Annotated in this window: 25 protein-coding genes and 2 rRNA genes (1 of these 27 only partly in view); 11 read left to right on the top strand and 16 right to left on the bottom strand. The window is 69.2% G+C overall.

Features of this window, described 5'->3' with window-relative positions; genetic code table 11:
* Both TSH64_RS15220 and rrf read left to right on the top strand, forming a co-directional pair.
* Positions 1-703, top strand: a 23S ribosomal RNA gene (locus tag TSH64_RS15220) (it extends 2,044 nt beyond the left edge of the window).
* 149 nt (positions 704-852) lie between these two features.
* Positions 853-968 (top strand): 5S ribosomal RNA (gene rrf / locus TSH64_RS15225).
* Between the two features lie 101 nt (positions 969-1,069).
* Here rrf and TSH64_RS15230 read toward each other — a convergent pair.
* The gene (locus TSH64_RS15230; RefSeq protein ID WP_109446091.1) at positions 1,070-2,287 is read right to left on the bottom strand and encodes a glycerophosphodiester phosphodiesterase family protein; all 1,218 of its coding nucleotides are present in this window, start codon (positions 2,285-2,287) and stop codon (positions 1,070-1,072) included.
* 177 nt (positions 2,288-2,464) lie between these two features.
* Between TSH64_RS15230 and TSH64_RS15235 the strand changes: the two genes are divergently transcribed.
* Positions 2,465-3,052, top strand: a complete 588-nt coding sequence (locus TSH64_RS15235) for a hypothetical protein (RefSeq protein ID WP_247872950.1) — start codon at positions 2,465-2,467, stop codon at positions 3,050-3,052.
* A 23-nt stretch (positions 3,053-3,075) separates the two neighbouring features.
* On the opposite strand, the gene TSH64_RS15240 is transcribed toward TSH64_RS15235, so the two are convergent.
* From TSH64_RS15240 to TSH64_RS15280, 9 genes are all read right to left on the bottom strand, one after another.
* The gene (locus tag TSH64_RS15240) at positions 3,076-3,594 is read right to left on the bottom strand and encodes a flagellar protein FlgN (protein WP_109446093.1); all 519 of its coding nucleotides are present in this window, start codon (positions 3,592-3,594) and stop codon (positions 3,076-3,078) included.
* On the bottom strand, positions 3,591-3,917 hold the full coding sequence (locus TSH64_RS15245; protein ID WP_109446095.1) for a rod-binding protein: 327 nt from the start codon (positions 3,915-3,917) through the stop codon (positions 3,591-3,593). Before TSH64_RS15245 ends, TSH64_RS15240 begins: the two co-directional genes overlap by 4 nt.
* Before the next feature lie 15 nt (positions 3,918-3,932).
* A complete protein-coding gene (locus TSH64_RS15250; protein ID WP_109446097.1) occupies positions 3,933-5,096 on the bottom strand; it encodes a flagellar basal body P-ring protein FlgI in 1,164 nt (387 codons plus the stop codon).
* 11 nt (positions 5,097-5,107) lie between these two features.
* The gene (locus TSH64_RS15255) at positions 5,108-6,211 is read right to left on the bottom strand and encodes a flagellin (RefSeq protein ID WP_109446099.1); all 1,104 of its coding nucleotides are present in this window, start codon (positions 6,209-6,211) and stop codon (positions 5,108-5,110) included.
* Positions 6,212-6,215: 4 nt separating this feature from the next.
* Positions 6,216-7,613: a flagellar hook-associated protein FlgK gene (gene flgK / locus TSH64_RS15260; RefSeq protein WP_109446101.1), complete on the bottom strand. Its 1,398-nt coding sequence runs from the start codon at positions 7,611-7,613 to the stop codon at positions 6,216-6,218.
* 25 nt (positions 7,614-7,638) lie between these two features.
* Complete coding sequence (locus TSH64_RS15265; RefSeq protein ID WP_109446103.1) at positions 7,639-8,883, bottom strand: flagellar hook protein FlgE; 1,245 nt, start codon at positions 8,881-8,883, stop codon at positions 7,639-7,641.
* A gap of 211 nt (positions 8,884-9,094) precedes the next feature.
* The gene (locus TSH64_RS15270; protein WP_109446105.1) at positions 9,095-10,117 is read right to left on the bottom strand and encodes a flagellar motor protein MotB; all 1,023 of its coding nucleotides are present in this window, start codon (positions 10,115-10,117) and stop codon (positions 9,095-9,097) included.
* Positions 10,118-10,123: 6 nt separating this feature from the next.
* The gene (gene motA / locus TSH64_RS15275) at positions 10,124-11,011 is read right to left on the bottom strand and encodes a flagellar motor stator protein MotA (RefSeq protein ID WP_098735491.1); all 888 of its coding nucleotides are present in this window, start codon (positions 11,009-11,011) and stop codon (positions 10,124-10,126) included.
* Positions 11,012-11,114: 103 nt separating this feature from the next.
* Positions 11,115-13,499, bottom strand: a complete 2,385-nt coding sequence (locus tag TSH64_RS15280) for a hypothetical protein (RefSeq protein ID WP_109446107.1) — start codon at positions 13,497-13,499, stop codon at positions 11,115-11,117.
* A gap of 144 nt (positions 13,500-13,643) precedes the next feature.
* Between TSH64_RS15280 and flgF the strand changes: the two genes are divergently transcribed.
* The 5 genes from flgF to TSH64_RS15305 are packed head-to-tail and all read left to right on the top strand — an operon-like array spanning position 13,644 to position 17,140.
* The gene (gene flgF / locus TSH64_RS15285) at positions 13,644-14,375 is read left to right on the top strand and encodes a flagellar basal-body rod protein FlgF (protein WP_109446109.1); all 732 of its coding nucleotides are present in this window, start codon (positions 13,644-13,646) and stop codon (positions 14,373-14,375) included.
* 24 nt (positions 14,376-14,399) lie between these two features.
* The gene (flgG, locus tag TSH64_RS15290) at positions 14,400-15,185 is read left to right on the top strand and encodes a flagellar basal-body rod protein FlgG (RefSeq protein ID WP_098735494.1); all 786 of its coding nucleotides are present in this window, start codon (positions 14,400-14,402) and stop codon (positions 15,183-15,185) included.
* A gap of 5 nt (positions 15,186-15,190) precedes the next feature.
* On the top strand, positions 15,191-15,892 hold the full coding sequence (gene flgA / locus TSH64_RS15295; RefSeq protein WP_247872951.1) for a flagellar basal body P-ring formation chaperone FlgA: 702 nt from the start codon (positions 15,191-15,193) through the stop codon (positions 15,890-15,892).
* Positions 15,893-15,918: 26 nt separating this feature from the next.
* On the top strand, positions 15,919-16,650 hold the full coding sequence (gene flgH / locus TSH64_RS15300; RefSeq protein WP_109446113.1) for a flagellar basal body L-ring protein FlgH: 732 nt from the start codon (positions 15,919-15,921) through the stop codon (positions 16,648-16,650).
* Positions 16,651-16,678: 28 nt separating this feature from the next.
* Positions 16,679-17,140 carry a hypothetical protein gene (locus tag TSH64_RS15305; RefSeq protein ID WP_109446115.1) on the top strand — a complete coding sequence of 154 codons (462 nt, stop codon included), beginning with the start codon at positions 16,679-16,681 and terminating at the stop codon, positions 17,138-17,140.
* A 73-nt stretch (positions 17,141-17,213) separates the two neighbouring features.
* Here TSH64_RS15305 and TSH64_RS15310 read toward each other — a convergent pair whose 3' ends face one another.
* Genes TSH64_RS15310 through TSH64_RS15335 form a run of 6 tightly spaced genes read right to left on the bottom strand, consistent with a single transcriptional unit; the run spans position 17,214 to position 22,415 of the window.
* The gene (locus TSH64_RS15310) at positions 17,214-17,876 is read right to left on the bottom strand and encodes a flagellar hook assembly protein FlgD (RefSeq protein WP_109446117.1); all 663 of its coding nucleotides are present in this window, start codon (positions 17,874-17,876) and stop codon (positions 17,214-17,216) included.
* 18 nt (positions 17,877-17,894) lie between these two features.
* Positions 17,895-19,283, bottom strand: a complete 1,389-nt coding sequence (locus TSH64_RS15315; RefSeq protein ID WP_109446119.1) for a flagellar hook-length control protein FliK — start codon at positions 19,281-19,283, stop codon at positions 17,895-17,897.
* Positions 19,284-19,288: 5 nt separating this feature from the next.
* Positions 19,289-20,032, bottom strand: coding sequence for a flagellar motor switch protein (locus tag TSH64_RS15320; RefSeq protein ID WP_109446121.1), 744 nt, complete (start codon positions 20,030-20,032; stop codon positions 19,289-19,291).
* Positions 20,029-20,694: a DUF6468 domain-containing protein gene (locus TSH64_RS15325; RefSeq protein ID WP_109446123.1), complete on the bottom strand. Its 666-nt coding sequence runs from the start codon at positions 20,692-20,694 to the stop codon at positions 20,029-20,031. The genes TSH64_RS15320 and TSH64_RS15325 overlap by 4 nt, the downstream gene beginning before the upstream one ends.
* Positions 20,675-21,847, bottom strand: coding sequence for a flagellar motor switch protein FliM (fliM, locus tag TSH64_RS15330; RefSeq protein WP_247872952.1), 1,173 nt, complete (start codon positions 21,845-21,847; stop codon positions 20,675-20,677). The genes TSH64_RS15325 and fliM overlap by 20 nt, the downstream gene beginning before the upstream one ends.
* Positions 21,848-21,866: 19 nt before the next feature.
* Positions 21,867-22,415 (bottom strand): flagellar basal body-associated FliL family protein, encoded by a 549-nt coding sequence (locus tag TSH64_RS15335; protein WP_247872953.1) that lies wholly within the window; start codon positions 22,413-22,415, stop codon positions 21,867-21,869.
* Positions 22,416-22,603: 188 nt separating this feature from the next.
* Here TSH64_RS15335 and fliF point away from each other — a divergent pair, with 188 nt between their 5' ends.
* The 3 genes from fliF to fliN are packed head-to-tail and all read left to right on the top strand — an operon-like array spanning position 22,604 to position 25,368.
* Positions 22,604-24,322, top strand: coding sequence for a flagellar basal-body MS-ring/collar protein FliF (fliF, locus tag TSH64_RS15340; protein ID WP_247872954.1), 1,719 nt, complete (start codon positions 22,604-22,606; stop codon positions 24,320-24,322).
* Positions 24,322-25,008, top strand: a complete 687-nt coding sequence (locus TSH64_RS15345; protein WP_199237563.1) for a flagellar assembly protein FliH — start codon at positions 24,322-24,324, stop codon at positions 25,006-25,008. The genes fliF and TSH64_RS15345 overlap by 1 nt, the downstream gene beginning before the upstream one ends.
* 21 nt (positions 25,009-25,029) lie before the next feature.
* On the top strand, positions 25,030-25,368 hold the full coding sequence (gene fliN, locus TSH64_RS15350; RefSeq protein WP_109446131.1) for a flagellar motor switch protein FliN: 339 nt from the start codon (positions 25,030-25,032) through the stop codon (positions 25,366-25,368).
* Positions 25,369-25,506: the final 138 nt, after the last annotated feature.

A 25,506-nucleotide genomic window follows, 5' to 3' on the forward strand; every position in this document is an offset into this window, starting at 1 on the left:
GTCTCTGGCATCTAACCGTGGCCCGTTATCCGGGTCCGGGACCCTGCATGGCGGGTAGTTTGACTGGGGCGGTCGCCTCCCAAAGTGTAACGGAGGCGCGCGATGGTGGGCTCAGAGCGGTCGGAAATCGCTCGTCGAGTGCAATGGCATAAGCCCGCCTGACTGCAAGACTGACAAGTCGAGCAGAGACGAAAGTCGGCCATAGTGATCCGGTGGCTCCACGTGGACGGGCCATCGCTCAACGGATAAAAGGTACGCCGGGGATAACAGGCTGATGACTCCCAAGAGTCCATATCGACGGAGTCGTTTGGCACCTCGATGTCGGCTCATCACATCCTGGGGCTGGAGCAGGTCCCAAGGGTTCGGCTGTTCGCCGATTAAAGTGGTACGTGAGCTGGGTTTAGAACGTCGTGAGACAGTTCGGTCCCTATCTGCCGTGGGTGTCGGAGTTTTGCGAGGATCTGTCCCTAGTACGAGAGGACCGGGATGGACATACCTCTGGTGCACCGGTTGTCACGCCAGTGGCATGGCCGGGTAGCTAAGTATGGACGGGATAACCGCTGAAAGCATCTAAGCGGGAAACCCACCTCTAAACCAGAGCTCCCTTGAGAGCCGTGACAGACCATCACGTCGATAGGAGGCATGTGGACGGGCAGCAATGCTTGAAGCTAAGCCTTACTAATCGCTCGATCGGCTTGATCTCGACACCACAATTCACCGCGCCATGCGCAGCAGCAAGCCTGCTTGAAAGCAGTGCTTGACCAGCGCATCGCCGTTCGATACATCCTCAACTCTTGCACTGAACAAGCATTAAGCGCTTTCGGTAACAGCGTCGGTCTTGTGCCTCGGTGACCTGGTGGTCATGGCGAGGTGTCAAACACCCGATCCCATCCCGAACTCGGCCGTGAAAAGCCTCCGCGCCAATGGTACTGCGTCTTAAGACGTGGGAGAGTAGGTCGCCGCCAGGTCGCTCAGGCACATGAGACGCTCAATACAAGAAAGCCAAATGCTTGCATCTTCATCCAGATCACGAACGCCCCGCCTCGAAAGAGACGGGGCGTTTCGCTGTTTACTTCAGGTTCATGCAGTTCGCGTAATAGGTGACGGTCGCCGGCCAATCCGAGAAGATGCCCTCGACGCCGACCTGCTGGGCCAGCACATCGACCAGCTCATAGATCATGCCGTCGTTGTTCACGATCTCGTTGATCGACTTATAGTAATACCCGCCGCCCTTCTGTAGCGGGCCCGAGCGCTCCAGAGACCAGGTGATGATCTTCAGCCCGGCGGCCTTGGCTTCCCTGGCGTAGGCCGACGGAGCGATCCTGCCATTCTCCACGGTCACCAGCAGCGGCAGCGAGGGGGCGATGTAGTTGACGCCCATCTCCTTCAGCTCCTGCATCGAGGGCTTGAAGGTGGCCGGGTCCATGTGGTTGAAATTCTTGTCAGTTTCGTCCCGCTCATCCAGCAGGATGGCCTGCCTGGCGAAAGCCGGCTCGGCCTTGATCCAGTACAGAATGTCGGACAGGTTGAAGGACTGCGGGAACACATCCTCCGGCGGGATGCCGGCGGCCTTGTATTCGTCGATCATCGCCTGGGCGTAATTCTCCTGGGTCCAGCCCTGGTACGGCATGTCGACCGCAGGCGCCTTCAGTTCGGGCGTGAATTTCAGACCCTGCGCCTTGACCAGTTGAATGTACTCGGCATGGGTCATCAGCGTGCCGCCGGCCGCGGCATACAGGTCGGTGCGCCAGGCGGGCGTACCCTTCATATAGGCATCGACACTGGTCGCCTTGGTATTGGCGGCATCCATCTTGCCGGTCAGGCTCTTGAACTCGGCCAGGGTGATGTCGCTGGTGCGGCATTCAGCCGAGGCCGGCTTGTCCCCGTCGGACGGAGTGAAAGGCTTGGTGCATTTCCTGGCGAGGTCGGTTGCCAGGATGTTCGTGGTGGTGTGCAGGTCGTTCTGGGCGTGACGGCAGACGAGTTGCTTGTCGGCGGTGAAGGCCACGTCGCATTCCTGGATGCCGACACCCATCCGTGCCGCCGCGCGGTAGGACTGAAGGGTGTGCTCCGGGAACTGCATCGGCGCGCCACGGTGGGCGATGGAGAAGAGCTTCTTCTCCAGCGGCTTGTCGGCACAGGCCTCCAGCTTCGCCTTCAGCTCCGGATTGCGGATCTGGTCGATCAGGAAATAGGGGCGGGGGCCGACCTCCACCGCGGCCGCCGAAGCGGCACCAGCGGGCAGCGCCAAGGCCACGAAGAAAACCGGTGCGAACAGCCTGCGCATGGGGGGTGTGTCCTTACAGTATCCGGGGCCTTACATGTGCTTGATCACCCGATATGATCTTATGCCGTTTCGATGAAGAAGCGATGACGTGAGGATATTTGGGCTTTCTCGGCACCAAACCAGCTGTTCCCGGCGCCGCTTCACCGGCTATTAACATGTTTTTGCTGAATTTGACGGATGCGGTCCATCCCATGCGGTGATGACCTTGACGGTGGCGTGGTGATGGCGATGGGCGATTCGGACGATCTCTTCGACATGTATCGCAAGGACCACGCCGCGGCGGCGCCGACCGGTCCGGCCCTGGCGGCGGCGCTTGCCGACACGGTGAAGCGCAGCTTCGCCCAGATCGAGGAGCTTTGCGCCGACGTGACGCGGGCGCTCGCCCAGGCGCGCTACACCACGAAGCTGGCGCAGACGGTGACCGACCGCTCGAGCTATGTGCGGCTCGACCGCCAGTCGGAGACCTTCCGCGACTATCTGCGGAACTGGAGCCAGCAGCGGGCCGACAAGGGCGCCGGCGGCATGCATTGGGAAGCGCAGATCCTCGTCACCGACCATCGGCGGACGACGAAGGAGATCGGGCTGGGCGTCGCCTTCGAATGGCCGGGTGCGGGGGAGGAGGGCAGCCTCGCCTTCGTCGAATTCTGGCCGACCGGCGCCGGTGTGTCGCTGCCATCCGATGCCCGCGGCTTCCAGCGCGCGCTGGTCGCCAGCATCATCAAGCTGGAACAGGCCGGCGAGCTGTCCAGCGTGAAGGGCCGCTAAAGTCGATCAGATACCAACAGGCGCTACAGCGTGGCGTTCAGGCCGGAGGCCGACAGCTCCACCGGCCGGCGGGCCTGCCCGTCGCGGGCATAGGTGCCGTCGCTCGATGCCTTTTCCAGCGCGGTCAGCAGGTTGCGGTTGATGGTCAGCACCGCCTTGCGCAGGGCGACAAGGCCGGAGGCGTTGACCGACACCGCCCGCTCCAGCCGGTCGATGCGCTCCAGCGTCATTGTGCGCAGATCGTCGGGCAGGCGGATGCCCTCGTCGCGGGCGCGCAGGACGGCGCCTTCCAGCTGCTCGGCCATCGCCGCCTTGCGGTGGGCGAAGGCCTCCAGCCGGTCGAGCATGCCGGCGGCGATGCAGGCGGATTCCTCCTCCAGGACGGCGGACAGCGCCTCCACCGCGTCGAGGAAGTCGCGCACCAGCAGGGCGGTGGCACCGTCATAGCCGGGATCGGGAGCGGCCGGTCCCACGGCCTCCGCCTGTTCGGGCCGCCGGTCGGGGGCGAATTCGTGGATCAGGTCCTTGAGGGTGACGCTCATGAGCGCTGCTCCGCTTGGGCCGCGTAGAGGCGGACGATCTCGTCGTGCGTCATCCTGCCGATGCCGAGCGTGCCGGATTCGGCGATGGCCTTGCCGTATTCCTGCAACATCATGCTGCGCCACGGCTTTTCCGCCGGACCGCCGCCGCCGAACAGCGGGCTTTCGCGCATGCCCGCGAACATGCTTTCCATCAGCTGGCCGACCAGCATCGCCTCGAATTCCTTCGCAACCTTGTCGGCCGCTTCCGGGGTGGGGATGGCCGGCGTCGCGGTTGTCGGCGTGGGCGTCGCAGGGCTGCGGAGGGTCGTTGCGGCGATGTCCATCGTCGTCTCCGGCGTTCAGATGATTTCGAGGTCGGCGTGCAGGGCGCCGGCTGCCTTGATGGCCTGGAGGATGGCGACCATGTCGCGCGGGCCCACCCCCAGCGCATTCAGCCCGTTGACCAGCTGTTGCAGGCTGACATTGCCGCCGACGGTCACGAACTGGCGGCCGTTGCCTTCCTGAACCTGCACGTCTGTGCGCGGCACGACGACGGTGGAGCCGTTGCTGAAGGGCTGCGGCTGCGACACCTGCGGCGTCTCCACCACGCGGACGGTGAGGTTGCCCTGGGTGATGGCGACCCGGCTGACCCGGACATCGTCACCGATGACGATTGTGCCGCTGCGCTCGTCCACCACCACGCGGGCGACGGCATCGGGGCGGACCGCCAGCTGTTCGATCTCGCCGATCAGGCGGGAGACGTTGCCGACATAAGAGCCGGTGATCCGCACGTCGACGGTGGTCAGGTCGACCACCCGGGCGTTGCCGGTGCCGAGCCGGCCGTTCACCGCGTCGGCGATGCGGATCGCCGTGGTGAAGTCGGGGTTGCGCAGGGCCATCCGCACCGCGCCGACATCGTTCAGCGCGAATTTCAGCTCGCGCTCCACCGTGGCGCCGTTGGCGATGCGGGCGGTGGTCGGCACGCCCTTGGTCACCGTCGCCGCCGCCCCGCCGGCGGTGAAGCCGCTGACCGACAGCGGCCCCTGGGCCACGGCATAGGCCTCGCCGTCGGCCCCCAGCAGCGGCGTCACCACCAGCGTGCCGCCCAGCAGGCTGGTGGCGTCGCCGAGCGCCGAGACCGTCACATCCACAGTGGTGCCCTGGCGCGGGAAGGGCGGCAGGCTGGCCGTCACCATGACAGCCGCGGCGTTGCGGGTGCGCAGGGTCTCGCCGCGGGTGTTGATGCCCAGCCGCTCCATCATCCCCTTCAGGCTCTGTTCGGTGAAGGGCGTGTTGATCAGCCGGTCGCCGGTGCCGTTCAGCCCGACGACAAGGCCGTAGCCGACCAGCTGGTTGCGGCGCACCCCGTCGAAGGTGACCAGATCCTTCACCCGTGTCTGCGCCGCCACGGGCACGGCCGACAGCATGCCGAACGCCAGCAGCAGTCCGCCGGCCAGCACCATGGCACGGCGCAAGGCCGGCCGGAGCCGGTACGATAGGGGGACCTGGATGCCGGGGCTCATGTCGATGCGGCCTAGAGGTAGTTGGTCAGATGCAGCTTGGCGATGCGCGCGGTGGCGCTGGAGGTGGCGTCGATCTGCGCCTCCAGCTGGCTGATCCGCGTGCTGGCCTCGTAGGGATCGACCCCTTCCAGATTGTCGATCTGCAGGCTGAGGATCGATTTCTGCGTCTTGTGCTGTTCGGCCAGCGTCGCGAGCTGGGCGCGCTGGATGCCGAGCTGCGCCGTCGCCTCCCGCAGCTTGCCGAGGCCGCCGGACAGCTTGTCGACCGCAGTCCTGATGTAGTCGGGATAGGCGTCGACATCCATCTGCGAGGTATCGACCGCCGCCAGCATGTAGATGCCCTCCAGCATCTGCCGCATCATCGGGTCGTTTGCCTGCACGCCATAGGCGATGCCGGTGGACTCCGCCGGCTGGCCGCTGACGCGCGGCGATGCGGTGCCGCCCGGCTGCATCGCCGTGGTGCCGGTGTAGAGGCCACCCTCGAAGCTGTCGGTCAGCGGGGCGGGGGCCGGGGTCGCCGGATCGCGCACTGCGAACAGATCGTCGAGCCGGGCGACGACCGCCGCGGTCTCCGCCGCCGTGACCGGCATGGCGGTGCCGCCGGTGGCCGACCGGATGGCGTCCCTGACGATCTGCATCGGCGAGCGCAGGCCCGACTTGTCGCCGTCGACATTGCGCATCGGCGGCTGGTCGAGTGCTGTGCCGGCGAAGAGATAGCTGTTGCCGGACGAGGCGTTCAGCAGCCCGACCACCTGATCCAGCACGCCGCGCGCGCGGATTTGCAGAGACGTCCCGGTCGGCGACTGCTGTCCCAGCCCCGTCGAGGCGGCGGCCAGCAGGTCGGTGCCCGACGCGAGGATGCTGGTCATCGCGCTGTCCATCGTCTTCATCCGGCCGTCGAGCAGGTCGGTGGTCTTCACATACTCGTCGGTGCGGTCGAACAGGTTGCGCAGGGCGATGTCGCGGCCGGTGCCGGCGCCGATGGTCGCGGCGACGTCGGCATGGACGCCGGTCGACACCTCCTCGTTGGCGCGGGTCAGCTCCATCTGCTGCCGGGTCATGGTGCTTTGCAGAGACCGGCTCATCCCCAGCGTGGACAGGGCATTGTACAGCATCGGCTTACCCCTTGATCTGCAACAGGATGTCGATCATGCGGCCGGCGACCTGCACCACCTGGGCGCTGGCTCCGTAGCTCTGCTCGATCAGCAGCAGCTTCTGCATCTCGTCATCGATGTTGACGCCGTCGCGGTTGATGCGGGCGGTCTCCAGCGTGTCGGCGCTGATCTTGCGCGCGTTCATCTCCGACTCCGCCCCGGTGCGGTAGCCCTGCTGGGCCGACACCATGGCGGTGGCGTAGCTGCCGAGCGTCGCGTTGGCCGGCATGTCGGTGGCGGCGAAGCTGCGGGTGCCGGTGAAGACGGCCTGGAACGTCTCGATCTGCGTCTGGTCGCCCGGCTGGAGCGGGGCCGCCGCCTGCACGCCGCTCTGCACCCGCCAGCTTTCCGTCCGCACCGCGTCGTTGACGGCAATGCGCGAGGCCAGCCCGGCGGTGGTACCATAGGCGGCGCCTGCATCGGTGAACAGGCCGGGCTGGGTCGGGTCGGCCTCCGCCCCCTGGAAGGCCTGGACGAGGCCGGCGGCCAGCTCGTCCAGCTGCGCCATGGCGCGGGGCATGTCCTGCTTGACGGTCTGGACATAGCCCATGATGCGGCCGCTCTGGATTTCGCTGTCCGGGTTGGCCGACAGGGCGACGCCGTTCGCCATCACCTCGTCCCCTAGCAGGGTCAGCGGCTGCTCGCCCGTGGCCAGCGGGTGGTCGAGCAGGGTCTGGCCGTTGCGGGTCATCACCACCACCTGGCCGTCCTCGCGGCTGTAGGTGCGGATGCCGATCTCCTGGGAGACCTGATCGAGCAGGCGGTCGCGCTGGTCGCGCAGGTCGCCGGCATCGCCGCCGCGCGTCTCCAGCGTCGCGATCTTGCCGTTCAGGTCGCTGATGCGCTGGAGCGAGGTGTTCACCGTATCGACGGAGGTCTGGAGCCGGCCCCTGGCGTCGTCCTGCACCGTCTGCGCCGCCTCGGCGGCACGGTTCAGCCCGCCGGCCAGAGCCGTCGCCTGCGACACCACGGCGTTCCGCGCCGCGTCGTCGTTGGGCATGTCGTGCAGGCGGGAGAAGGCCTGTTGCAGCTTCGACAACTGGGTCGAGACCGACTTCTCGTCCTGCGGCTGGCCCAGCACCAGCGCATAGTCGGCCAGTGCGGACGCGCGCGCCTCCTGCCCGCTGTAGCGGCTGGTCTCGAACCGCGCATCGCGGATCAGCAGCTCGTCCACCTTGCGGGCGACGGCGTCGACCCGCACCCCTGCACCTCGGCCCGCGGTGGTGACCGCCGACAGGTCGAGGTCGCGGCGCACATAGCCGGCGGTGGTGGCGTTGGCGAGGTTGTGGGACACCATCGCCGCCTGCTGCTGCGTCGTGCGCAGGCCGGACAGGGCGGACGTGAGGGCGAGTTGGACGCTCATGGCCGGGACTCCGTCGGAACTGGGCTCAGCGCTTCAGGCGCGTGGTTTCTTCGACCATCTCGTCGGCGGTGCGCACCAGGGTGGCGCTGGACGAGTAGGCGCGCTGCGTCTCGATCAGCGACACCAGCTCGGTCGCGATGTCGACGTTGGACTGTTCCAGCGCGCTGCCGATGACGCTGCCGGCGCCGCCCTGCTTGCCCGCCCCCAGCGTCAGGGTCCCGGTGTCCGCGCCCAGCGTGTAGGTGTTGCCGTCCTGGGCGACCAGACCGTCCGGGTTGGTGACGGTGGCGATCGGGATCTGGTACAGCGCCTGACGGGCGCCGTTGTCGTACATCACCCACAGCTTGCCGCTGTCGTCGATGTTGACCGAAGTGACCTGACCGACCTTGGCGCCGTCGCCGGTGACGGTCGGCACGTAGTCGCCGTTCAGCTGGGTGAGGTTGCCGAGCGACAGGGTGAAGCTGTCGGCGGTCGGCGTTGCCGGCGAGGTGACGGTGAGGCCCGGCATCGGGTCGAGTGGCAGGCCGGCGCCGTCCACCGGCTTGCCGGCATAGGGGCCGGTCGCGGCGAAGGTCAGCGTCACCGGCGCGCCGGTCACGGTATAGCCGGCCGGGCCGGTGGCGGTCAGCGTCCATTGGTTGGGGCCGGCGGCCTTGGTCCAGGTCATCGACAGGTCGAGCGGGTTGCCCAGCCCGTCATAGAAGGTCGGGCTGCTGGTGAAGCTGTCGCCGGTCGCGGCCTGGGCCGGCAAATTGCCGGAGAAATCCATCTGCGTCGTTTTGCTGCCGCCATAGACCAGATTGCCGACATTCACCGACTGGAGGTCGTCGAAGCGGGAGCTGCTGACGTTCGGCATGGTGCCGTCCGGGTTCAGCTTCCAGGCCTCCAGATACTGGCCGGCATTGTTGCGCAGGAAGCCGGCTTCGTCGGGCAGGAAGCTGCCGGCGCGGGTCAGCGAATATTGCGGCGTGCCGGACGCCTTGTTGCCGACGACGAAGAAGCCGTTGCCGCTGATCGCCATGTCGGTGGTCGAGCTGGTCCCGAGGATCGTGCCGTCCTGCTGCATCTGATAGTGCGTGGCGGACTGCACGCCGCTTGCCGTGTAGGTGCTGCGGCTGCCGGGCGAGGTGACCAGGGTGGAGAAATCCACAGTGGCCCGCTTGTAGCCGACCGTCTGCGAATTGCTGATGTTGTCCGAAATGGCGGCAAGGCGCGAGCTTTGCGCGGACATGCCGCTGACACCGGACCGCATGGCGCTGTAAAGGCTCATCCTTGGAATCCTCTGGTCAACCGTCGAACGGGCCGTCGCAATGACGACGAACGGAAGGGAAGGTGTGCGTTCCGGGATTCTCCGCGGATGACTGGCGGGGTTAACGGTAGCGAAGGGGTTTTAAAGGGGCTTTAAAAGAAAAAGCCGGCGGTTTTGTTAAAATGCGCAAGGCTTTTTCTTTTGATTGCCTTTCCGGCTTGATTGTTTTCGCCTATTGCCCCGCCGGCCGGCGCAGAAGCGTGATGCTGATCCGCCGGTTGCTGGGGTCCAGCGGGTCGCTGGCGCCGAAATGGTCCAGATCGGCCCGCCCTTCCACCCGGACGATGCGCCCGCCCGGAATGCCGCTGGCCAGCAGTTCGCGGCGGGCGGCGTTGGCGCGGTCGCTCGACAGTTCCCAGTTGCCGTACTTCGCATCCGGCGCATAGCCCAGCGCATCCGTGTGTCCGGTGATGCCGATGGGGTTCGGCACCGAGCCGAGCGCCGACGCCACCATCCGCATCAGCCGCCGCCCCTGGTCGTTCATCTGGGCCGAGCCGACCTTGAACATCGAGAAGCGGGCCTGATCGGTCAGCTGGACGCGCAGCCCCTCCGGTACCTGCTGGATCACCAGACTGCCTTGCAGGGCGCTGAGGTCCGGCGACGCGGCGATGCGCTGGCGGAGATCCCGTTCCAGCGACTCCAGCGCCACCTTCTCCGTCAGTTCGGAGGATTGGCGGTCGAGCAGCGCCTCCAGCTCGGCACGGGTGGCCTGGACAGTGGGAGCGGGCGGTTCCGCTGAGGGGGCTGCGGGCGCGCTTTCCGTCGCGGGGCGCAGCAGGTCCACCGGCGGGGCCGTGCCGCCGGGCGGGTGGGGCATCGGGTCCTTGCGGCCGGCGGGCTGGCGGTCGCTGTCGCCGACCGAGGCGACGACGGGCGGGGAGGCGACCGGGCTCGCCTGATCGCCGGCGGCGTTCGGGGTGGTCAGCGATCCGGTCTTGTCGACCGAACGGCCGGCCAGCATGCCGTCGGCGCCGGAATTGCTCTGCGACACCGCGACCGGGTTGAAGTAGTCGGCGATTCCCTTGCGCTGTTCGGTGGTGGTGATGTTCATCAGCCACATCACCAGGAAGAAGGTCATCATCGCCGTCACGAAGTCGGCGTAGGCCAGCTTCCAGGTTCCGTTGTGCTCCTCTTCCTCGTGGCCGCCGAGGTGGCGCTTGACGATGATCGGGGGCAGGGCGGTCTTGCGCGGCATGGCCGGTCACGCCGGCTGACGGGCGTCGCGGGCCTTGGCCTGCGACGACAGCGCGGTGGCGACCTCGACCTCGGCAAGGCTGGGCTGGATGTCGGTGTACAGCACCTTGCGGGCATATTCGGCGCAGACCTGCGGCGGGCTGCCGCGCAGATAGGCGCACAGCGCCGCCTTGATGCAGAAATACATATTCAGCTCCGATTCGCGGCGCTGGCGGGCGGCGCTGGCGATGGGACCGACCATGCCGTAGGAGAGCAGCACGCCGAGGAAGGTGCCGGTCAGCGCGCCGCCGATCATCCGGCCCAGCACCTCCGGCGCCTCGCTGATCGCGCCCATGGCGTTGATGACGCCCAGCACCGCGGCGACGATGCCCAGCGCCGGCAGCGCGTCGGCAAGGTTCTGCAACGCCTTCGGCACCTGGTTCAGCTCGCGGCCCAGCGTGTCCAGCTCTTCCGCCATCAGCGATTCCAGGTCGTGCGGGTTGTCCTGGCCCAGCGCGATCAGGCGCAGATAGTCGCACAGGAAGGTGATGCAGCGGTCATAGCGCAGGACGTTGGGGTACTGGGTGAACAGCGGGCTGTCGGCCGGCTTGTCGATGTCGGTTTCGATCTGCGACATGCCCTTGGACTTGGCGACGCGCAAGAGCCCGTAGACCAGCGCGATCATGTCGAGATAGTCGTTCTTGGGCGTGGTCCGCCCGCGGGCGATGGTGCCGACGGCGCGCAGCGTGTCGCGCAGCACCGCCGGGCTGTTGGCGATGGCGAAGCCGCCGATGCCGGCGCCGATGATGATGACGATCTCCACCGGCTGCCACAGCACCGCCATCCGCCCGCCCATCGCGTAGAACCCGCCGAGCACGCTGGCAAACACCGCGATCAACCCGAACATCAAGCGCATGTCTTCTTCTCCGGATGTGCAAAGGCCATCGCGATTGGGGGCAACGGTCCGCCGACGCTACAGCCCGCCGTTTAAAGCGGCTTTACGGATCGGGGCCGAACGGTCAGGGGGACTTCCGCCACCCGCGCGCCAGCCGGTCGAGCGCGGTCGCCGCGGCAAGGTCACGCTCCACCGACTCCGCGCGCAGCGGCCCGTCGGCCGGCGGCGGGGCCAGCGCATCGAGCAGCCCGGCCCAGCGAGTGCCGGCCAGCCGCGCGCGCTGGGCCGCGCCGAAACCGCGCGAGGCATCGGCGTCGCCGGCCAGATAGGCCGACAGCCCCTGCAAGGCCAGATCGTCGGCCGTCGGTTCCGTCCCGGTGGCGGCCAGTTCGGCGAAGGCGCTCCGCGCCGCCCGCCATTCGCCGGCCGCGAACAGCCCCTCGGCCCGCAGCCGCGCCGCCTCCGCCCCGCTCAGGCCGCGCAGCGCGTCGAGCGCCCGTACGGTGTCGCCGTCGCCGAGCAGCGCGTCGGCGCGCAGCAGGGCGCGGCGTTCGGCCAGGGCCGGCTCCAGCGCCGCGCCACCGGTGCGGGCCAGCACATCCAGCGCCTCCCCCTCGCGCCCGCCGTCGATCAGGGCGCGGGCCAGCGTGGCGCCAAGCTCCGCCCGGCGCGGGCCGGTGGCGCCTTCCGTCAGCGCATGCAGGATGCGGGTCGCCTCCAGCCCATAGCCGTCGCGCAGCAGCAAGGTGGCGAGGCGCAGCCGCAACCCGCCATCCGAGCCGTCGACCAGCGTCACCAGCCGTCCATGGCGTGCCTGCAACGCCAGCGCATAGAGCCCGCCGGGCGGGGATTGCTCCAGCCGGTCGAGCACGGCGGCCAGCAGGGTCCGCCCGGCCGCCAGCGCGTCGCGTCCGCGCGCGGTGGCGCCGAAACGCCGCCCCAGCAGGCCGAAGATGTCGAGCGCCGCTTCGGTCCTGCCGCTGCGGGCATAGGCGCCGCCGAGCGCCGCCAGCGCATCCGTCTCCACATCGTCGCCGCGCCAGGCGAAGCGCAGGGCTTCCAGCGCCTTGATGGCACCGTCCTCGTCCAGCCGCCCGAGCCCGCGGCGCAGTTCGATGGCGCGCACCTCGGCCCGGCGGGCGAAGGGACCGCGGCGCAAGGCCGCTGCGGCGTCGTAGCGGTCCAGAGCCGCCTCGGGCGCCGCGCCGGGCGTCGCCTTCAGCTCCGCCAAGCGGCCGCGGAAATAATCCAACCGCCCGTCGGCCATGCCCGTCGAATCGACGGTGATCATCTCCAGCACGATCAGGTTCAGCGCCGCGCTGTCCCCTGCCTCGTCGGCCGCGGCGGCGAGCGTGGTCAGCAGCCGGCTGCGCAGATCGGCCGGATAGTCGAGCAGCCGGCGCAGCGCGATGGGCAGCCCCTCCTTCGCCGCCGTCCAGCGGCTCGGCGCCAGCGCGACGCTGCGCCAGACATGATGGTCGGGCATGGCGCCGGCCGGCAGCTGGACGAACAGGTTGTCGTCGGGCGCGTCCTCGCGGTCGAGCGCACGGAAGGCGTCGCCCAGGATGCGCAGGCCATAGCGCTGGTCGGGCGCCGGCGACAGGCTGGCCGCCGTCTCCAACCCCGCGCGCCCTTCCTCATCCATGGCGCGGGCCAGCAGGAAGCGGACCAGCGCGATCTGCGCCTCTACCCGCGCGCGGCCCTGCGCCGTGTCGAGCGCCCTTTGCAGAGCCTCGCGCGTGCGGTTGAAATCGTCCCCGGCCCAGCCGGCGATGTCCATCGCCCCGATGGGCGGCGGAGCGGGCGGCTTGGGCGGTTCGGCGGTTTGCGGGACGGGTTTCGCTGGGCGTTCCGGCATGCGCTCCAACTGGCGCAGGGTCTGCTGGATGCTGTCGCGGATTTCGCCCTCCAGGCTGGCGACGACGGGGAGGGGCGGCGTCTCCCTCTCCCCCCCGAGGAGAGGGGATTGCTCCTGGGGTGCGAGGGTGACAGGCGCAGCATTCGCTGTGCCGATAGGATTCAGCGCTTCAACGACCTCGGCGACAGTGACAGGCGCCGAAGCCTGCGGCACAGTGGCGACCACCGCATCCGGCGTCCCCTCCATCGTCCCATCCGCCGGCGCCTCCGGCTTCACCCCCGGAACCGGCGGCCCGCCGACATCGACGATCAGGTTCCGCCGCTCCATGAAGCTCACCACCCGCGCCCCGCAGGGCACCGTCGCGGTCAGGCTGCGCCCACCGTCCGCCGTGACGAAGTCCGACAGCCGGCGGGAAAAGCTGTCGCGCAGGCTCGCCAGCGGCCAGCGCACCGGATCGGGCACGGCGATGCGCAGGACGCAACCGTCGACGACCGCCACCGGCTCCATCCCCTTCGGCACCGACAGCACCAGCCGCGAATAGTCGCCGTGATCGCCCAGCTGAGCCCGGACGGCGGCCTGCGCCGTCCCCGACAGCAGGGCAAGGACCAGTGTCGAACCAAGCGTCAGTGCGGTATCCGGGCGCCGTTTCATCACAGTCGTCTCGCATTTTATCGAAATGATCGCCAAACCTGTGCCAAGTCCGGCAAGGCATCCGCCGGAATGGTTCAGGTTGAAACCCGGCTTTAAACTGCCTCGTCCAGATTAAGGCGGAGTTCAAAACCGGAGTGTTCGGCGATGGAGAACCAGCTTTACATCGGACTGTCGCGCCAGATGGCGCTGCGGCGGCAGCTGGACGTCGTCGCCAACAACGTCGCCAACATGAATACCGTCGGTTTCCGTGGCGAGCGCACCCTGTTCGAAGCGGCGATGGAGGCGGGCGGGCGCAAGCCGACCGACCGCATCGCCTTCACCATCGACCGCTCCACCTACACCGACCTGCGGGCCGGCGCCTTCACCGAGACCGGCAACCCCTATGACGTGGCGCTGGACGGCGACGGCTTCCTGTCGGTGCAGACGCCGGACGGCGTGCGCTACACCCGCGACGGCCGGCTGCGCCGCGATGCCGACGGCACGCTGGTCGGCCCCAACGGGTACGCCGTGCTCGACGACGGCCGCCGGCCCATCGTCATCCCGTCCGATGCATCCAGGATCACCATCGGGTCCGACGGGCTGCTGTCGGCCGACGGCGCCGTGGTCTCCCGCATCGCCGTCTCGCGCTTCGACAGCCCGCAGGCGCTGAAGCAGACCGGCGACCTGCTGTTCGAGCCGGCCGACGGCATGGAGGCGCGCCCCGCCCCCGACACCCGGCTGGTGGAAGGCAAGATCGAGCGGTCCAACGTGCAGGGCATCGTCGAGATCGGCCGCATGATGGACCTGACCCGCGACTATCAGGCGGTGACCAAGATGGTGGACGACGGCCAGGACCTGCTGCGCTCCGCCATCAACCGCCTCGGCAAATCCTCTTAAAATCTCCAGAGGGAGAGTCCGTCCATGCGCGTGCTCAGCATCGCGTCCACCGGGATGATGGCCCAGCAGATGAACGTCGAGGTCATCTCGAACAACATCGCCAACATCAACACCACCGCCTTCAAGCGCTCGCGCGCCGAATTCCAGGACCTGATGTATCAGGCGGAGCGCCGGCAGGGCAGCCAGTCGACCGATAGCGGCACCATCGTGCCGACCGGCGTCGAGGTGGGGCTGGGCGTGCGGCCGACCTCGGTCAACCGCATCAACACCACCGGCAACCTGACCTCGACCGGCAACGAGCTGGATCTGGCGATCGAAGGGCGCGGCTATTTCAACGTGACCCAGCCCGGCGGCGAGACCGTCTACACCCGCGCCGGCAGCTTCAAGCTGTCGCCGGAGGGTACCATCGTCACCGCCGACGGCTTCACCGTCGCCCCTGGCATCACCGTGCCGCAGGGCACGCGCGAGGTGGTGATCAACCGCTCCGGCGAGGTGCTGGCCTATGTCGACGGCAAGGCCCAGCCGGTCAACCAGGGCCAGCTGGCGATGACGGTGTTCGTCAACGACAGCGGGCTGGAGGCGCTGGGCGACAACCTGTTCCGCGCCACCCCGGCCTCGGGCGAACCGCAGGAGGGGCTGGCGGGCCAAGCCGGCTTCGGCACCATCCGCCAGAAATACCTGGAATCCTCCAACGTCAACGTCGTGCAGGAAATCACCGAACTGATCTCCGCCCAGCGCGCCTACGAGATGAACGCCAAGGTGATCGAGGCCGGCGACCAGATGGCCTCCACCATGACCAATATGCGGTGATCGTCGTGTTGCAATCCCTCCGCCGGCCGCTCTCCGTTCTCCTGCTCGGGACCATGCTGGCGCTTCCCCTTCCGGCTGCTGCCGGTCCTGTCGAGACGCGGCTGGCGGAGGAGCTTCTGGCCTCCCTCGGCCCGTCGGTGCCGCCGGACGCCCAGGTGGCGCTGACGCTGGGCCGTCCCTTCGATGGGCCTGTGGATGCCGTGCGCGACATCGCGCTCGACCCCCGCACCGGCATCTTCCAGGCCCGCATCCTCAGCAACGGCCATGCCGTCGAGCTGAGCGGCCGGGCCGACGTGGAGGTGACGATGCCGGTGCCGGTCCGCCGCATCCGACCGGGCGAGGTGATCGAGCCGTCGGACCTGACCACCATGCGCCTGTCGCTCGACCGTGCCGGGGCCGGCTTCATCGCCACCGCCGATGCGCTGGTCGGCCAGTCGCCGCGCCGCCAGCTCTCCGCCGGGCGGCTGGTCCAGGTCGGTTCGGTCGGCGCCCCCATCGTCGTCCAGCGCAACCGGCCGGTGACGCTGGTCTACGAGGACGGCGCGCTGCTGCTGGCCGCCCGCGGGCGGGCGTTGCAGGAGGGCGGCGTCGGCGACAGCGTCCGCGTCATGAACATCGCCAGCAGCACCGTCGTCACCGGCACCGTCACCGGGGCCGAGACCGTGTCGGTCAGCGGCCCGCGGGTTCCGCAAGCGGCACGGCCCTAGGCCATCTCATCAAGGGAGCTTCCGTCATGCGCACCGCGCTCGTCCCCATCCTGCTGCTGTCGCTTGGCGCCGGCGGCTGCGCGCGGCTGGCCGACATCGGCAGCGCTCCTTCCCTGTCGGAGATCTCCAACCCGGCGATGCAGCCGGAGGCCCGCGTCATCTCGCTGCCGATGCCGCAGCCGTCGACGGCCGAGCAGATCCCAAGCTCGCTGTGGCGCACCGGGTCGCGCGACTTCTTCCGCGATCCGCGCGCCAAGGCGGTGGGCGACCTGCTGACCGTCGTCATCGACATCTCCGACCAGGCGCAGCTGCGCAACAGCACCCAGCGCGGGCGCACCAACAACGAGAAGGCCGGGCTGCCCAACTTCTTCGGGCTGGAGAGCCGCCTTCCCGCCATCCTGCCCGACGCGGTCGATCCGTCCAGTCTGGTCGATCTCGACAGTTCCAGCACGTCGAGCGGCAACGGCACCATCCAGCGCAACGAGCGCATCGCCATGCGCGTCGCCGCCGTGGTGACCCAGGTGCTGCCCAACGGCAATTTCGTCATCGCCGGCCGGCAGGAGGTGCGGGTGAATTACGAGCTGCGCGAGATGCGCATCGCCGGCGTGATCCGTCCCGAGGACATCAGCAACGCCAACACCATCGAATACGACAAGATCGCCGAGGCGCGGATCACCTATGGCGGCCGCGGCCAGATCACCGACGTGCAGCAGCCGCGCTACGGCCAGCAGGTGCTGGACGTGATTCTGCCTTTCTGATGATCCGGCCTGTTCGGGAGCCCGCGCCATGAAAGCCGTCCTGCTGTTCGCCGTGGCCGCGGCCCTCGCCTTCGCCGGCGGCTACGGCTTCGGCCGGTTCGAGGCCCCGCAGGAGGCCGCCCCCGCGGCCCCCGCCGAAACCGTCGCCGGCGGTCCCTATTACGTGGAGGCCGGCCAACTGGTCGTGCCGATGCTGGAGCGCGGGCGGACCGTCGCCTTCATCCTGACCCAGGTCACGCTGGAGGCGTCCAGCGCCGACGACGCGCTCCTGGTCCGCCGCCGCCTGCCGCACGCGCGCAGCGCCATGCTGGAGGCCCTTTTCGACCTTGCCGGCCATGGCCGCTTCAACGGCCCGGCGGTCGATCCGCAAGGGGTGGCGATTGCGCTGCTGGCCGGCGCCAACGGCTCCCTCACCGGCCGCGAGAGCGCCCAGCCGGTCCGTGCCGTGCTGATCGACCGCTTGCTGCGTCAGGACAACACGCGGCTGTAAGAGTGCCCTTTCTTCCAAGAATCCCCTCTCCCCGGGGGGAGAGGGAGAGTCCGCCGGGAGAGGGATTGTTCCGTCACGATGCCGACAGCACCGCGCTCGACTCCACAGTGGCGCCGTTCTTCAGCACGAACTTGCTGGCGCCGTCGACACTGCGCACCTCGGCGACCGTGTCGCTGACGACGGTGGCGCTGGTCAGCGTCTTGCCGTCCTTGTCCTTCGCCGTCACCCGCAGCGTATAGACCCCGTCGGGCGCCGTGCCGCCGCTGGCGGTCCTGCCGGTCCAGTCGAAGACCTGCCGGCCCGTCTTCAGCGAGCCGGGGGCGCTGTAGACGACGCTGCCGGCACCGTTCAGCACCTCCAGCTTCACGGAAGCCGGCGTGCCGTCGACGGTGTAGGCGGCCTCCGCCTTGCCGCCGGTCAGCGACAGCTGGTCGGACGCCACCTCCACCTTGCGGCCGAGCAGGGCCATGTCCATCCGCATGCCGCTGCTCTTCAGCGTGTCCAGCACCTTGCCCAGCGTGTCGTTGGAGCGCATCGACTGCTCCACCGTGGACAGCTGTGCCAGCTGGGTCATGAACTGGGTGGCGTCCATCGGCGCCAGCGGGTCCTGGTTGCGCAGCTGGGCGGTCAGCAGCTTCAGGAAGGATTCGTAATCGACCGTGGCCTTCTTGGGCTCTTCCGTGGCGGCCGTCCTGGTGGCGGCCGTCGTCGGGGCGGTGCTGGGCGTGGTGGTCATTGGGGAAGTCTTTCCTGTTCAGACGGTGACGTCGACCAGCCCGTCGATCGGGCGCAACGACCGGTCGGCAACGGGTTCGGGAACAGCCTCGGCCTGCATGCGCCAGCCGCCGGAACTGCCGCCGCGGTCGGGAGCGGCGAAACCGCGCGACTGGCCGTCGCCCTGCAACGAGAACTGGAGGCTGGAACTGTCGAGCGACAGGCCGGCATCGCCGAGCGCGCGTTCCAGCTGCGTCAGGTCGCGCCGCAGCAGGGCCAGCGTGTCGGCCTGTTCGGCCTGGACGGTCAGCGAGACCTTGCCGTCGCTGACGTCGGCGACGACGCGGATGCGGCCAAGCTCCGCCGGGGCGAGGTCGATGTGGAACTCGCCGCCGCCTGACTCGGCAACCCGCACCAGGGGGGCCGCCAGCTGCGCCATCGCCGGGCTGTGCGCGGTGGCGGCCCGGCCGGACGCGGCGGCTGCTGCATAATGCGTCGCCGCCTGGGCCGGCAGGGGCGGCACCGCCTCGAACCCGGTGGCCGCCGCGTCGCCGCCGCCCGTGGCCGGGGGAGCGCCGAAGGGAAGGACGGCATCCCGACCGGCGGGGGCGGGAGCGGTATCGGGTGCCGGCTGGCCGCGTTGGGAGGACGCGGATGCAGCGGCCGGCTGGCCGGCATTGCCGGCAGCGGTATTCTGACGACCGCCTCGCACGCCACGGACGGCGGTGCGGGGATCGGTGCTTTCGTCGCGCCTGCTCTCCCGCCCGTCCGGGGAGGGCGTTGCCTCTGCGGTCGTGCCCGGTGTCGCGGATGTTGCGGCCGGCAGGGTGGCCTGTACGGCCTGGAGCGGCGCCGGCGCCTCCGCCGTCTGCCCGGCGCTGCCCTGTGTCGCCATGTCGGCCGGTGCCACCTGATCCGGTCCGCTCTTCCCGGCCGGTCCATTGGAGACGGACGGTTCCGGCGTCGGCTGCGGAATGGCTGCCGGTGCGGTCGTCGATGCGGTCGCCGCGGCTTGCTCGGCGGGGTGCCTGCCGATACCGGCGGGTTGTCCGGCTTTGGGCACGGCGGAGTCCGGCCCAGCTTCAGGGACCGCCGCTGTCAGAGCCGGTGAGACGGTGGGAGTCGCGTCGGACGGCGGAACGATGGCCGCCATCCAGGGCATCAGCGGCGCGTCGGTGCCGCCAGCCTGGACGACCGCCTGCACCACCGCCTGGACGATTGCGCCCTGCGCGGCGACGGGATCGTCCGGCCGCGGGTCCCTGCGTTTGCGCAAGCGGTCGGGGCGGGCCGCATCGTCGGGCTCCTCGTCGGCGGCCTCGTCGACCAGACTGGCGAAATCCTCATCGCGCGCGTCGTCGCCGGACGAACCGCCGCGCTGGGTCTGGGTCGGGCGCGACGGGGCCGCGACGGCATCGGGCATGCTGGTCATGGCGCTCAATTGGTCAGGGTGGGGCGCGGCATGGCGGTGACGGGAACTGCGGCCCCGACGACCGCCGGAGCGGCCTTGCGGTCGCCGGGCAGGGCGCGGCGTTGCAGGATCAGCCGCGTCACCTCGCGTGCCTTGGCGTCGGCCATCTCGGCCAGGATCGGCGCGGCGCGCCGTTCGGAAATGCGGTCCAGCACATCGACGACCATGTCGGTTTCCATGTCGGTCAGGATGCGGGCGGCGTCGCGCGGCTTCATCGCCTCGTAGATCGCCACCATCCGCTTCAGGTCTTCCTGCGCCAGGGTGGAGCGCTGGCTCATCAGCGCCTCGACCTCGCGCTTCACCCCGTTCAGCCGCTGGATCTGCGTGCCGACCCGCGCCTCGGTGGCGGCGAGCACCGCCTCGGCTTCGCGCAGGCGGTTCTGCCGGCCGGACGTGTCGGTCTTCTGCTCGTCGATGGCGGCGCGCAGCAGCGGATCGGTGCAGTTGGGCGGCGCCAGCGCCACCGGCGGCGGGATTTCGGCGACCGGCGTGGACATCGGCTGTGGCAGCGGCAGCGGTGTGGGCGCCGCCTCCGCCGTGGCCTTGCCGTCGTTCGCCTTCAGGTCGGTCGCCCAGGGCCGTTCATGGGCGCCGAACTCGCGGTCGAACTGCTGGGCGATGACCGGAAAGCCGTCGACCAGGGCGCCGAGCTTCAGCGGCAGCACCATCAGCACGGCGACCAGGGTGACGGGAAGGATGCGCGGGATCATGCCGACGCCTCCGACCCGACGGTGCGCAGCCGCGCATAGAAGGCGCTGGCCGCCGCCTTCGCCGGGCCGGCGGACCCGGAAGCGGGCGCTGGGACTGGCGCTGGGACTGGCGCGGCGGCCTCGACAGGCTGGCCGGCAACCGCGCGCAGCGCCGCTTCGAGCGCCTGGAACTCGCCCTTGTCCACGTCCGCCGCCTTCAATGCCGAAAGCAGCGGAGAAGCGGGTGCGACCTCCGCGTCCCTGGTCACGCTCCTGGCCTCATCACCCTCTTCCGGTCGCGTACGGTTGCGCGCGGCGCGCGCAGAGCTTGCCATCGCGCCCTCGTCCAGGCGGCGCAGCAGGGCGCGGGCGTGCTGGACCGACTCCTCCATGCGCGCGGTGGCGCGCTCGCAGGAGCCCAGGATCAGCGCCATGTCCTCCTTCATGCCCCGGGCGCGGTCGAGATCGTCGGACAGCCGGGCGGCGATCTCCGTCGCCGACGCCACCATGCGCTTCATCGAGGCGTCGGTGTCGTCGATGGACTTGGAGAAGGTCGACACCAGGGCGTTGATCTCGGACTGGCCGGTGCGCAGCAGCTTCAGCCGCTTGTTGACGATGACCAGATAGGCGGTCGCCGTGACCAGCATCACCGCCAGGGCCGCATCAATGAGAAAGGAGACCATCGATCAGCTCCTGCTTGGTGTCGAGATCGGTGTCGATCTTCACCGCGATGTTGTCGTTGCGCTGTCCCATGTGTCCGGCGAACAGCGGGATGGTCTTGCTGAAGACCAGGACGGTGGAATCGGGGTTTATGCGCAGCTTCAGCGACTGGCCCTTCTGCCAGGCCAGCACCTCGCCCAGCGGCACCTTGGTCTCCGCCAGCACGGCGACCAGCTCCAGCTTGGAGCGCATCAGCTCGTTCTTCAGGTGGCTTTCCCACACCGTGTCATGGCCGAACTTCTCGCCCATGAACATCTGCACCAGCTTGCCGCGGACCGGCTCCAGCGTGGCGTAGGGGATGACGATGTCGATGTGGCCGATGCGGCGCTCCACCTCCACGGCGATGCGCACGCGGATGATGGCGTTGGTGGCCCGCGTGATGGTGGCGAACTGCGGGTTCACCTCCAGCCGGTCGAAGACGAAATCGACCTGGGCCAGCGGGTCGAAGGACTGCCCCAGATCCTGGAGCACCACCTTCATCATCCGCTCGGTCATCTTGCGTTCGATGGAGGTGTAGGCGCGCCCGTCGATCCGCCCCGGCCTCGACCGCCGACCGCCCAGCAGCACGTCCATCATGCAATAGATCAGCGCGCTGTCGATGGTCACCAGCATCTGGTTGTCCCACGGCTCGGCGCGGGCGACGCCGATCAGGGCCGGCAGCTCGATGGCGTCCTGGAAGTCGGTGTAGCGCAGCCATTCGATCTTCGACAGCGACGCCTCGACGTTGGTGGAGGCGAACTGGCGCAGCGAGGTGTTCAGCATCCGCACCATGCGGTCGAACACCACGTCCAGCATCGGCAGCCGGTCCTTGTTGACCGTCGTCGAGCTGACCAGCCGCTGGATGGCGCTCATCTCCGGCCCGCCGCCTTCCGGCGCGCCGAAATTCAGCAGCCGGTCGATCTCCTCCTGGCTCAGCGTCTTGGTCTCGCCGGCCAGCGCCTCCCGCATCGCCTCCGCCATCGCCGCGGCCTCCTCGGCCTGCGGCGGGGCGGGAGCGGCGGTCTGCTGGGCCGCGGCCAGTTCCCACGCGGCGTCCGACCAGTCCGCATCCTCGGCCGGAGGGGATTGGGGGGCTGGCATGGTCGTGGAAGGCGGGGCGGGGGTGTCGGTCGTCATCCGGTGCCTCTGGAGGTCGCTATTGCGTGAGCAGGCTGCGCAGCAGAACGTCGGTGACGACGTCGCGCCGGCCGGCGGGGTCGGACAGGATCAGGTTGAAGCGGCGCTTGATCTCGCTGCGCAGGCGGTGAAGCCCGGCCGATCCCTCAAGATCGTCCTGGTCCAGATTGCGCAGAAACTCCTGCAGGCTGTCGGTCAGCTGCGGCATCGCCTGTTCCAGCGCCTGCCGGTCGCGGTGGGCGACGGTCAGGGACAGGCCGATCTTCAGGAAGCGGGACGGCGTGTCGCGGCGAAGGTTGACCACCAGTTCCGGCATGTCGATCACGGCATCGGCCGGCGCCGTCTCCGCCGAGCGGGTCCACAGCTGCTCGACCGCCTGCGGGCCGGCAGCCAGCCAGTAGCCGCCGAGCCCGGCCGCCGCCACCGCGCCCAGCGCCGCAAGGCCGGCGAGCAGCCGGGCGACCGGCAAGGCCACCACCAGGATTCGCCCCGATCCACGCAGCCGGTCGAGCACCTCGTCCCGTGCCGCTCCCGCCCCTGTCTTCGCCATGCCCAACCGTGTAATCATCGCTCCATCCCACCGGACATTGCCGAAAATTTTAATCAACCGAGCGTTCTTTAAAGTTTTAGCGGCTTTGTCTTTGGCGACATCCCCGTTTTTTACTCCGCTTAAAAGTCGCGTCGTTAGCGTGACGGGGTGCGCAGGGCGAAGACTAGGCCCGCCGATTTTCAGAAACTTTAAAGGTGCGGGGAACCGTGGACAGTCTGATCGACACCTTGCGGTCCTTGGGGCGCGGTCGGCTGCTCGTGCTGGCGGGCACCGGGCTCGGCATCGTCCTGGCGGTCGCCGGTATGGCGCTGCTGCTGTCGCAGCCGCACATGACCGCCCTTTACAGCGGACTGGAACCGGCGGAGGCTGGCCGCATCGCCAAGGCGGTCCAGGACATGGGCGTGCCGGTCAATGCCGGCTTCGACGGCACGACGATCAGCGTGCCGCAGGCCGACGTCTCCCGCGTCCGCATGGCGCTGGCGGAAAAGGGCCTGCCTGCGCATGGCGGTGTCGGCTACGAGCTGTTCGACACCGACAAGCCGCTGGGCATCACCAGCTTCATGCAGCGCATCAACCGCCTGCGCGCCATGGAAGGGGAGCTGGGCCGCACCATCGAGACGCTGTCCGGTGTCGAGGCCGCCCGCGTCCACATCGTCCTGCCGGAGCGCGAGGAGTTTTCGCGCAGCGCGCCGAAGCCGACGGCCTCGGTGGTGGTGCGCATGCGCGGCCGGGGGTCGATGGACCGCAAACAGGCCCTGTCGATCCGTCATCTCGTCTCCGCCGCCGTGCCCAACCTGAAGCCCAGCGCCGTGACGGTGATGGACTCCTCCGGCGAGCTTCTGCTGACCGAGGACGATGGGCCGGGGCTGGCGTCGGCGCGCACCGACGGGTTGCGGGTCGCGGCGGAAACCCGCGTCGCCCGCGCGGTGGAGCAGATGCTGACCGCCCGGCTCGGCGCCGGCAATGTCCGCGTGCAGGTCGCCGCCGAGGTGGAGACCAAGCGCGAGGTGGTGCGCAGCCAGACCTTCGACCCCAACAGCCAGGTGATCCGCTCCACCCAGTCCGTGCAGGAGCAGGAGCGCAGCCAGGACAGCAATGGCGAGCCGCCGGTCACCGCCGAACAGAACCTGCCGCAGCGCGACGTGCGCGCCCAGCAGCAGGGGCCGCAATCCTCCAACGACACCAAGCGGCAGGAGGAGACGGTCAATTACGAGATCTCCAACGTCAGCCGCGAAACGGTGATCGAGCCGGGCGACGTCCGCCGCCTCAGCGTCGCCGTGCTGGTCAACGGCACCTGGAAGACCGCCGCCGACGGCACCCGCCAGTACGAGCCGCGCAGTGCGGAGGAGCTTCTGCGCCTGGGCGAGCTGGTCCGCTCCGCCATGGGCTTCAGCGAGGCGCGCGGCGACCGGGTGACGGTGGACAATCTGGAATTCGTCGATCTGGCCCCCGACCTCGCGCCGCGCCCGCTGGGCGACGAGATCGCTGAGACGCTGACCCGCAACGTCATGACGCTGATCCAGTGGGTGATCCTGCTGGTGCTCTCCGCCCTGGTGATCCTGGTCGGCCTGCGTCCGCTGATCCGCCGCGTCTTCCCGGCGCCGGAACCGGTGGTGGCGGAGGCTCCCGCCCCTGCGCTGGCAGCTCCGGCCGGCGGCGCCATGCCGCAGCTTACCGGTCCGGCCGTCACCGCGGCGGCCGGTGCGGCGCTGGCCGACGGCGGGGAGGCCGATGCCGCGCTGGCCGCCGCGCCGATGGCGCCGCAGTTGGGCATCGAGGAGACGATGGACCAGCTGATCGAGCTGCGCACGGTGGAGGGCCGCGTCCGCGCCTCCTCCATCCGCCGGCTGGGCGAGCTGGTCGACCAGTATCCGGACGAGGCCATCGATATCCTGCGCTCCTGGCTCTATGAGGAGGTGGCGTGATGGCCGCCTATCCGCGCTACCGCTTCGACCACAGCTTCGGCGCGCCCGCCGCAGTGGTGGAACCGGACGAGGCGGATGCCGTCGATCCGCTCGACCTGCCGAGCCTGTCCGAGCGCGACCATCGCGCCGCACTGGACAAAACCCGCCGGACCGCGCTGGCCGAGGGCCTCGCCCAGGGCCGGCGCGACGGCGAACTGGCCGCCGCCCGCCGGATCGAGGCGGAGCTGTCGGCCACCCTCGACCGGCTGGCACAGCGGATGGCGGCGCTCGACACCGATCATGCCGCTCTGATGGAGCGGCTGGAGGCCCAGGGCGCCTTCGTTCTGCTGGCGCTGGTCCGCCGGATGGCGCCGCGGCTGCTCGATGAGGTCGCCCGCGCCGAGGTGGAACGGCTGGCCGTCGATGCCCTGCGCGCTGCCGGGCAGGCCCCCCGTCTGACCCTGCGCCTGCACCCGTCGCTCTGCCGCCCGCTGGAGGAGCGGCTGGCCGGGCAGGGCGTCTTCCAGGGACGCCTCGACATCCAGGGCGATCCGGCGCTGGCCGTCGGCGCCCTGGAGGCCAACTGGGGTGCCGGCTCCGTCAGCCGCGACCCGGCCGCCATCCAGGCTTCCATTGAGGCCGCCGTCGCTGCCCTCACCGACCGCGCCGTCGCCGCCCTGGCGCCGGCACTGTCGCCCGCCCCTTAACGATCCGGAGCGAGAACCCTCATGCCTCCCTTGAACCTCGACATGCTCGACGACGATCCCAAGCAGGCGGAGAAGGCCGCCGAAAAGGCCGGCGACAAGCCTTACGACGGGCCGATGAACGCGATCTACAACGTGCCGGTGGACGTGCAGGTGGTCCTTGGCCGCACCAGCATGCTGGTGGCGCAACTGCTGAAGCTCGGCCGCGGCGCGGTGCTGGAACTGGAGCGCAAGGTGGACGAACCGGTCGAGGTGCTGGTCAACCACCGTCTGGTCGCGCGCGGCGAGGTGGTGATCGTCGAGGACCAGCGGCTCGGCGTGACGCTGACCGAGATCGTGCGGACGGAGCTGGAGATCGACTGAGGGACTGTCCCCTCTCCCCCCTGGGGAGAGGGTTAGGGTGAGGGGGACGCGCGGCGTGCCTTGGTCGGCCCAGCAGCATCTCGCATCCTTGCCTATCCACCCCCTGCATTCCCCCCCCCCCCCCCCCCCCCCCCCCCC

Origin of the sequence: Azospirillum sp. TSH64, assembly GCF_003116035.1 — a bacterium.
In the GTDB taxonomy this organism is placed as follows: domain Bacteria; phylum Pseudomonadota; class Alphaproteobacteria; order Azospirillales; family Azospirillaceae; genus Azospirillum.

What these genes read in the sequence shown, in the direction of transcription:
- TSH64_RS15270 (WP_109446105.1), bottom strand. Translation starts at nt 10,117, where the DNA reads ATGCCGCGCAAGACCGCCCTGCCCCCGATCATCGTCAAGCGCCACCTC.
- TSH64_RS15320 (WP_109446121.1), bottom strand. Translation starts at nt 20,032, where the DNA reads ATGATCCCGCGCATCCTTCCCGTCACCCTGGTCGCCGTGCTGATGGTG.
- TSH64_RS15310 (WP_109446117.1), bottom strand. Translation starts at nt 17,876, where the DNA reads ATGACCACCACGCCCAGCACCGCCCCGACGACGGCCGCCACCAGGACG.
- TSH64_RS15325 (WP_109446123.1), bottom strand. Translation starts at nt 20,694, where the DNA reads ATGGTCTCCTTTCTCATTGATGCGGCCCTGGCGGTGATGCTGGTCACG.
- flgH (WP_109446113.1), top strand. Translation starts at nt 15,919, where the DNA reads ATGCGCACCGCGCTCGTCCCCATCCTGCTGCTGTCGCTTGGCGCCGGC.
- TSH64_RS15230 (WP_109446091.1), bottom strand. Translation starts at nt 2,287, where the DNA reads ATGCGCAGGCTGTTCGCACCGGTTTTCTTCGTGGCCTTGGCGCTGCCC.
- TSH64_RS15250 (WP_109446097.1), bottom strand. Translation starts at nt 5,096, where the DNA reads ATGAGCCCCGGCATCCAGGTCCCCCTATCGTACCGGCTCCGGCCGGCC.
- TSH64_RS15255 (WP_109446099.1), bottom strand. Translation starts at nt 6,211, where the DNA reads ATGCTGTACAATGCCCTGTCCACGCTGGGGATGAGCCGGTCTCTGCAA.
- TSH64_RS15315 (WP_109446119.1), bottom strand. Translation starts at nt 19,283, where the DNA reads ATGACCAGCATGCCCGATGCCGTCGCGGCCCCGTCGCGCCCGACCCAG.
- TSH64_RS15345 (WP_199237563.1), top strand. Translation starts at nt 24,322, where the DNA reads ATGGCCGCCTATCCGCGCTACCGCTTCGACCACAGCTTCGGCGCGCCC.
- fliM (WP_247872952.1), bottom strand. Translation starts at nt 21,847, where the DNA reads ATGACGACCGACACCCCCGCCCCGCCTTCCACGACCATGCCAGCCCCC.
- TSH64_RS15240 (WP_109446093.1), bottom strand. Translation starts at nt 3,594, where the DNA reads ATGAGCGTCACCCTCAAGGACCTGATCCACGAATTCGCCCCCGACCGG.
- TSH64_RS15335 (WP_247872953.1), bottom strand. Translation starts at nt 22,415, where the DNA reads ATGATTACACGGTTGGGCATGGCGAAGACAGGGGCGGGAGCGGCACGG.
- fliN (WP_109446131.1), top strand. Translation starts at nt 25,030, where the DNA reads ATGCCTCCCTTGAACCTCGACATGCTCGACGACGATCCCAAGCAGGCG.
- TSH64_RS15265 (WP_109446103.1), bottom strand. Translation starts at nt 8,883, where the DNA reads ATGAGCCTTTACAGCGCCATGCGGTCCGGTGTCAGCGGCATGTCCGCG.
- motA (WP_098735491.1), bottom strand. Translation starts at nt 11,011, where the DNA reads ATGCGCTTGATGTTCGGGTTGATCGCGGTGTTTGCCAGCGTGCTCGGC.
- TSH64_RS15245 (WP_109446095.1), bottom strand. Translation starts at nt 3,917, where the DNA reads ATGGACATCGCCGCAACGACCCTCCGCAGCCCTGCGACGCCCACGCCG.
- TSH64_RS15280 (WP_109446107.1), bottom strand. Translation starts at nt 13,499, where the DNA reads ATGAAACGGCGCCCGGATACCGCACTGACGCTTGGTTCGACACTGGTC.
- flgK (WP_109446101.1), bottom strand. Translation starts at nt 7,613, where the DNA reads ATGAGCGTCCAACTCGCCCTCACGTCCGCCCTGTCCGGCCTGCGCACG.
- TSH64_RS15235 (WP_247872950.1), top strand. Translation starts at nt 2,465, where the DNA reads ATGCGGTCCATCCCATGCGGTGATGACCTTGACGGTGGCGTGGTGATG.
- flgF (WP_109446109.1), top strand. Translation starts at nt 13,644, where the DNA reads ATGGAGAACCAGCTTTACATCGGACTGTCGCGCCAGATGGCGCTGCGG.
- TSH64_RS15305 (WP_109446115.1), top strand. Translation starts at nt 16,679, where the DNA reads ATGAAAGCCGTCCTGCTGTTCGCCGTGGCCGCGGCCCTCGCCTTCGCC.
- flgG (WP_098735494.1), top strand. Translation starts at nt 14,400, where the DNA reads ATGCGCGTGCTCAGCATCGCGTCCACCGGGATGATGGCCCAGCAGATG.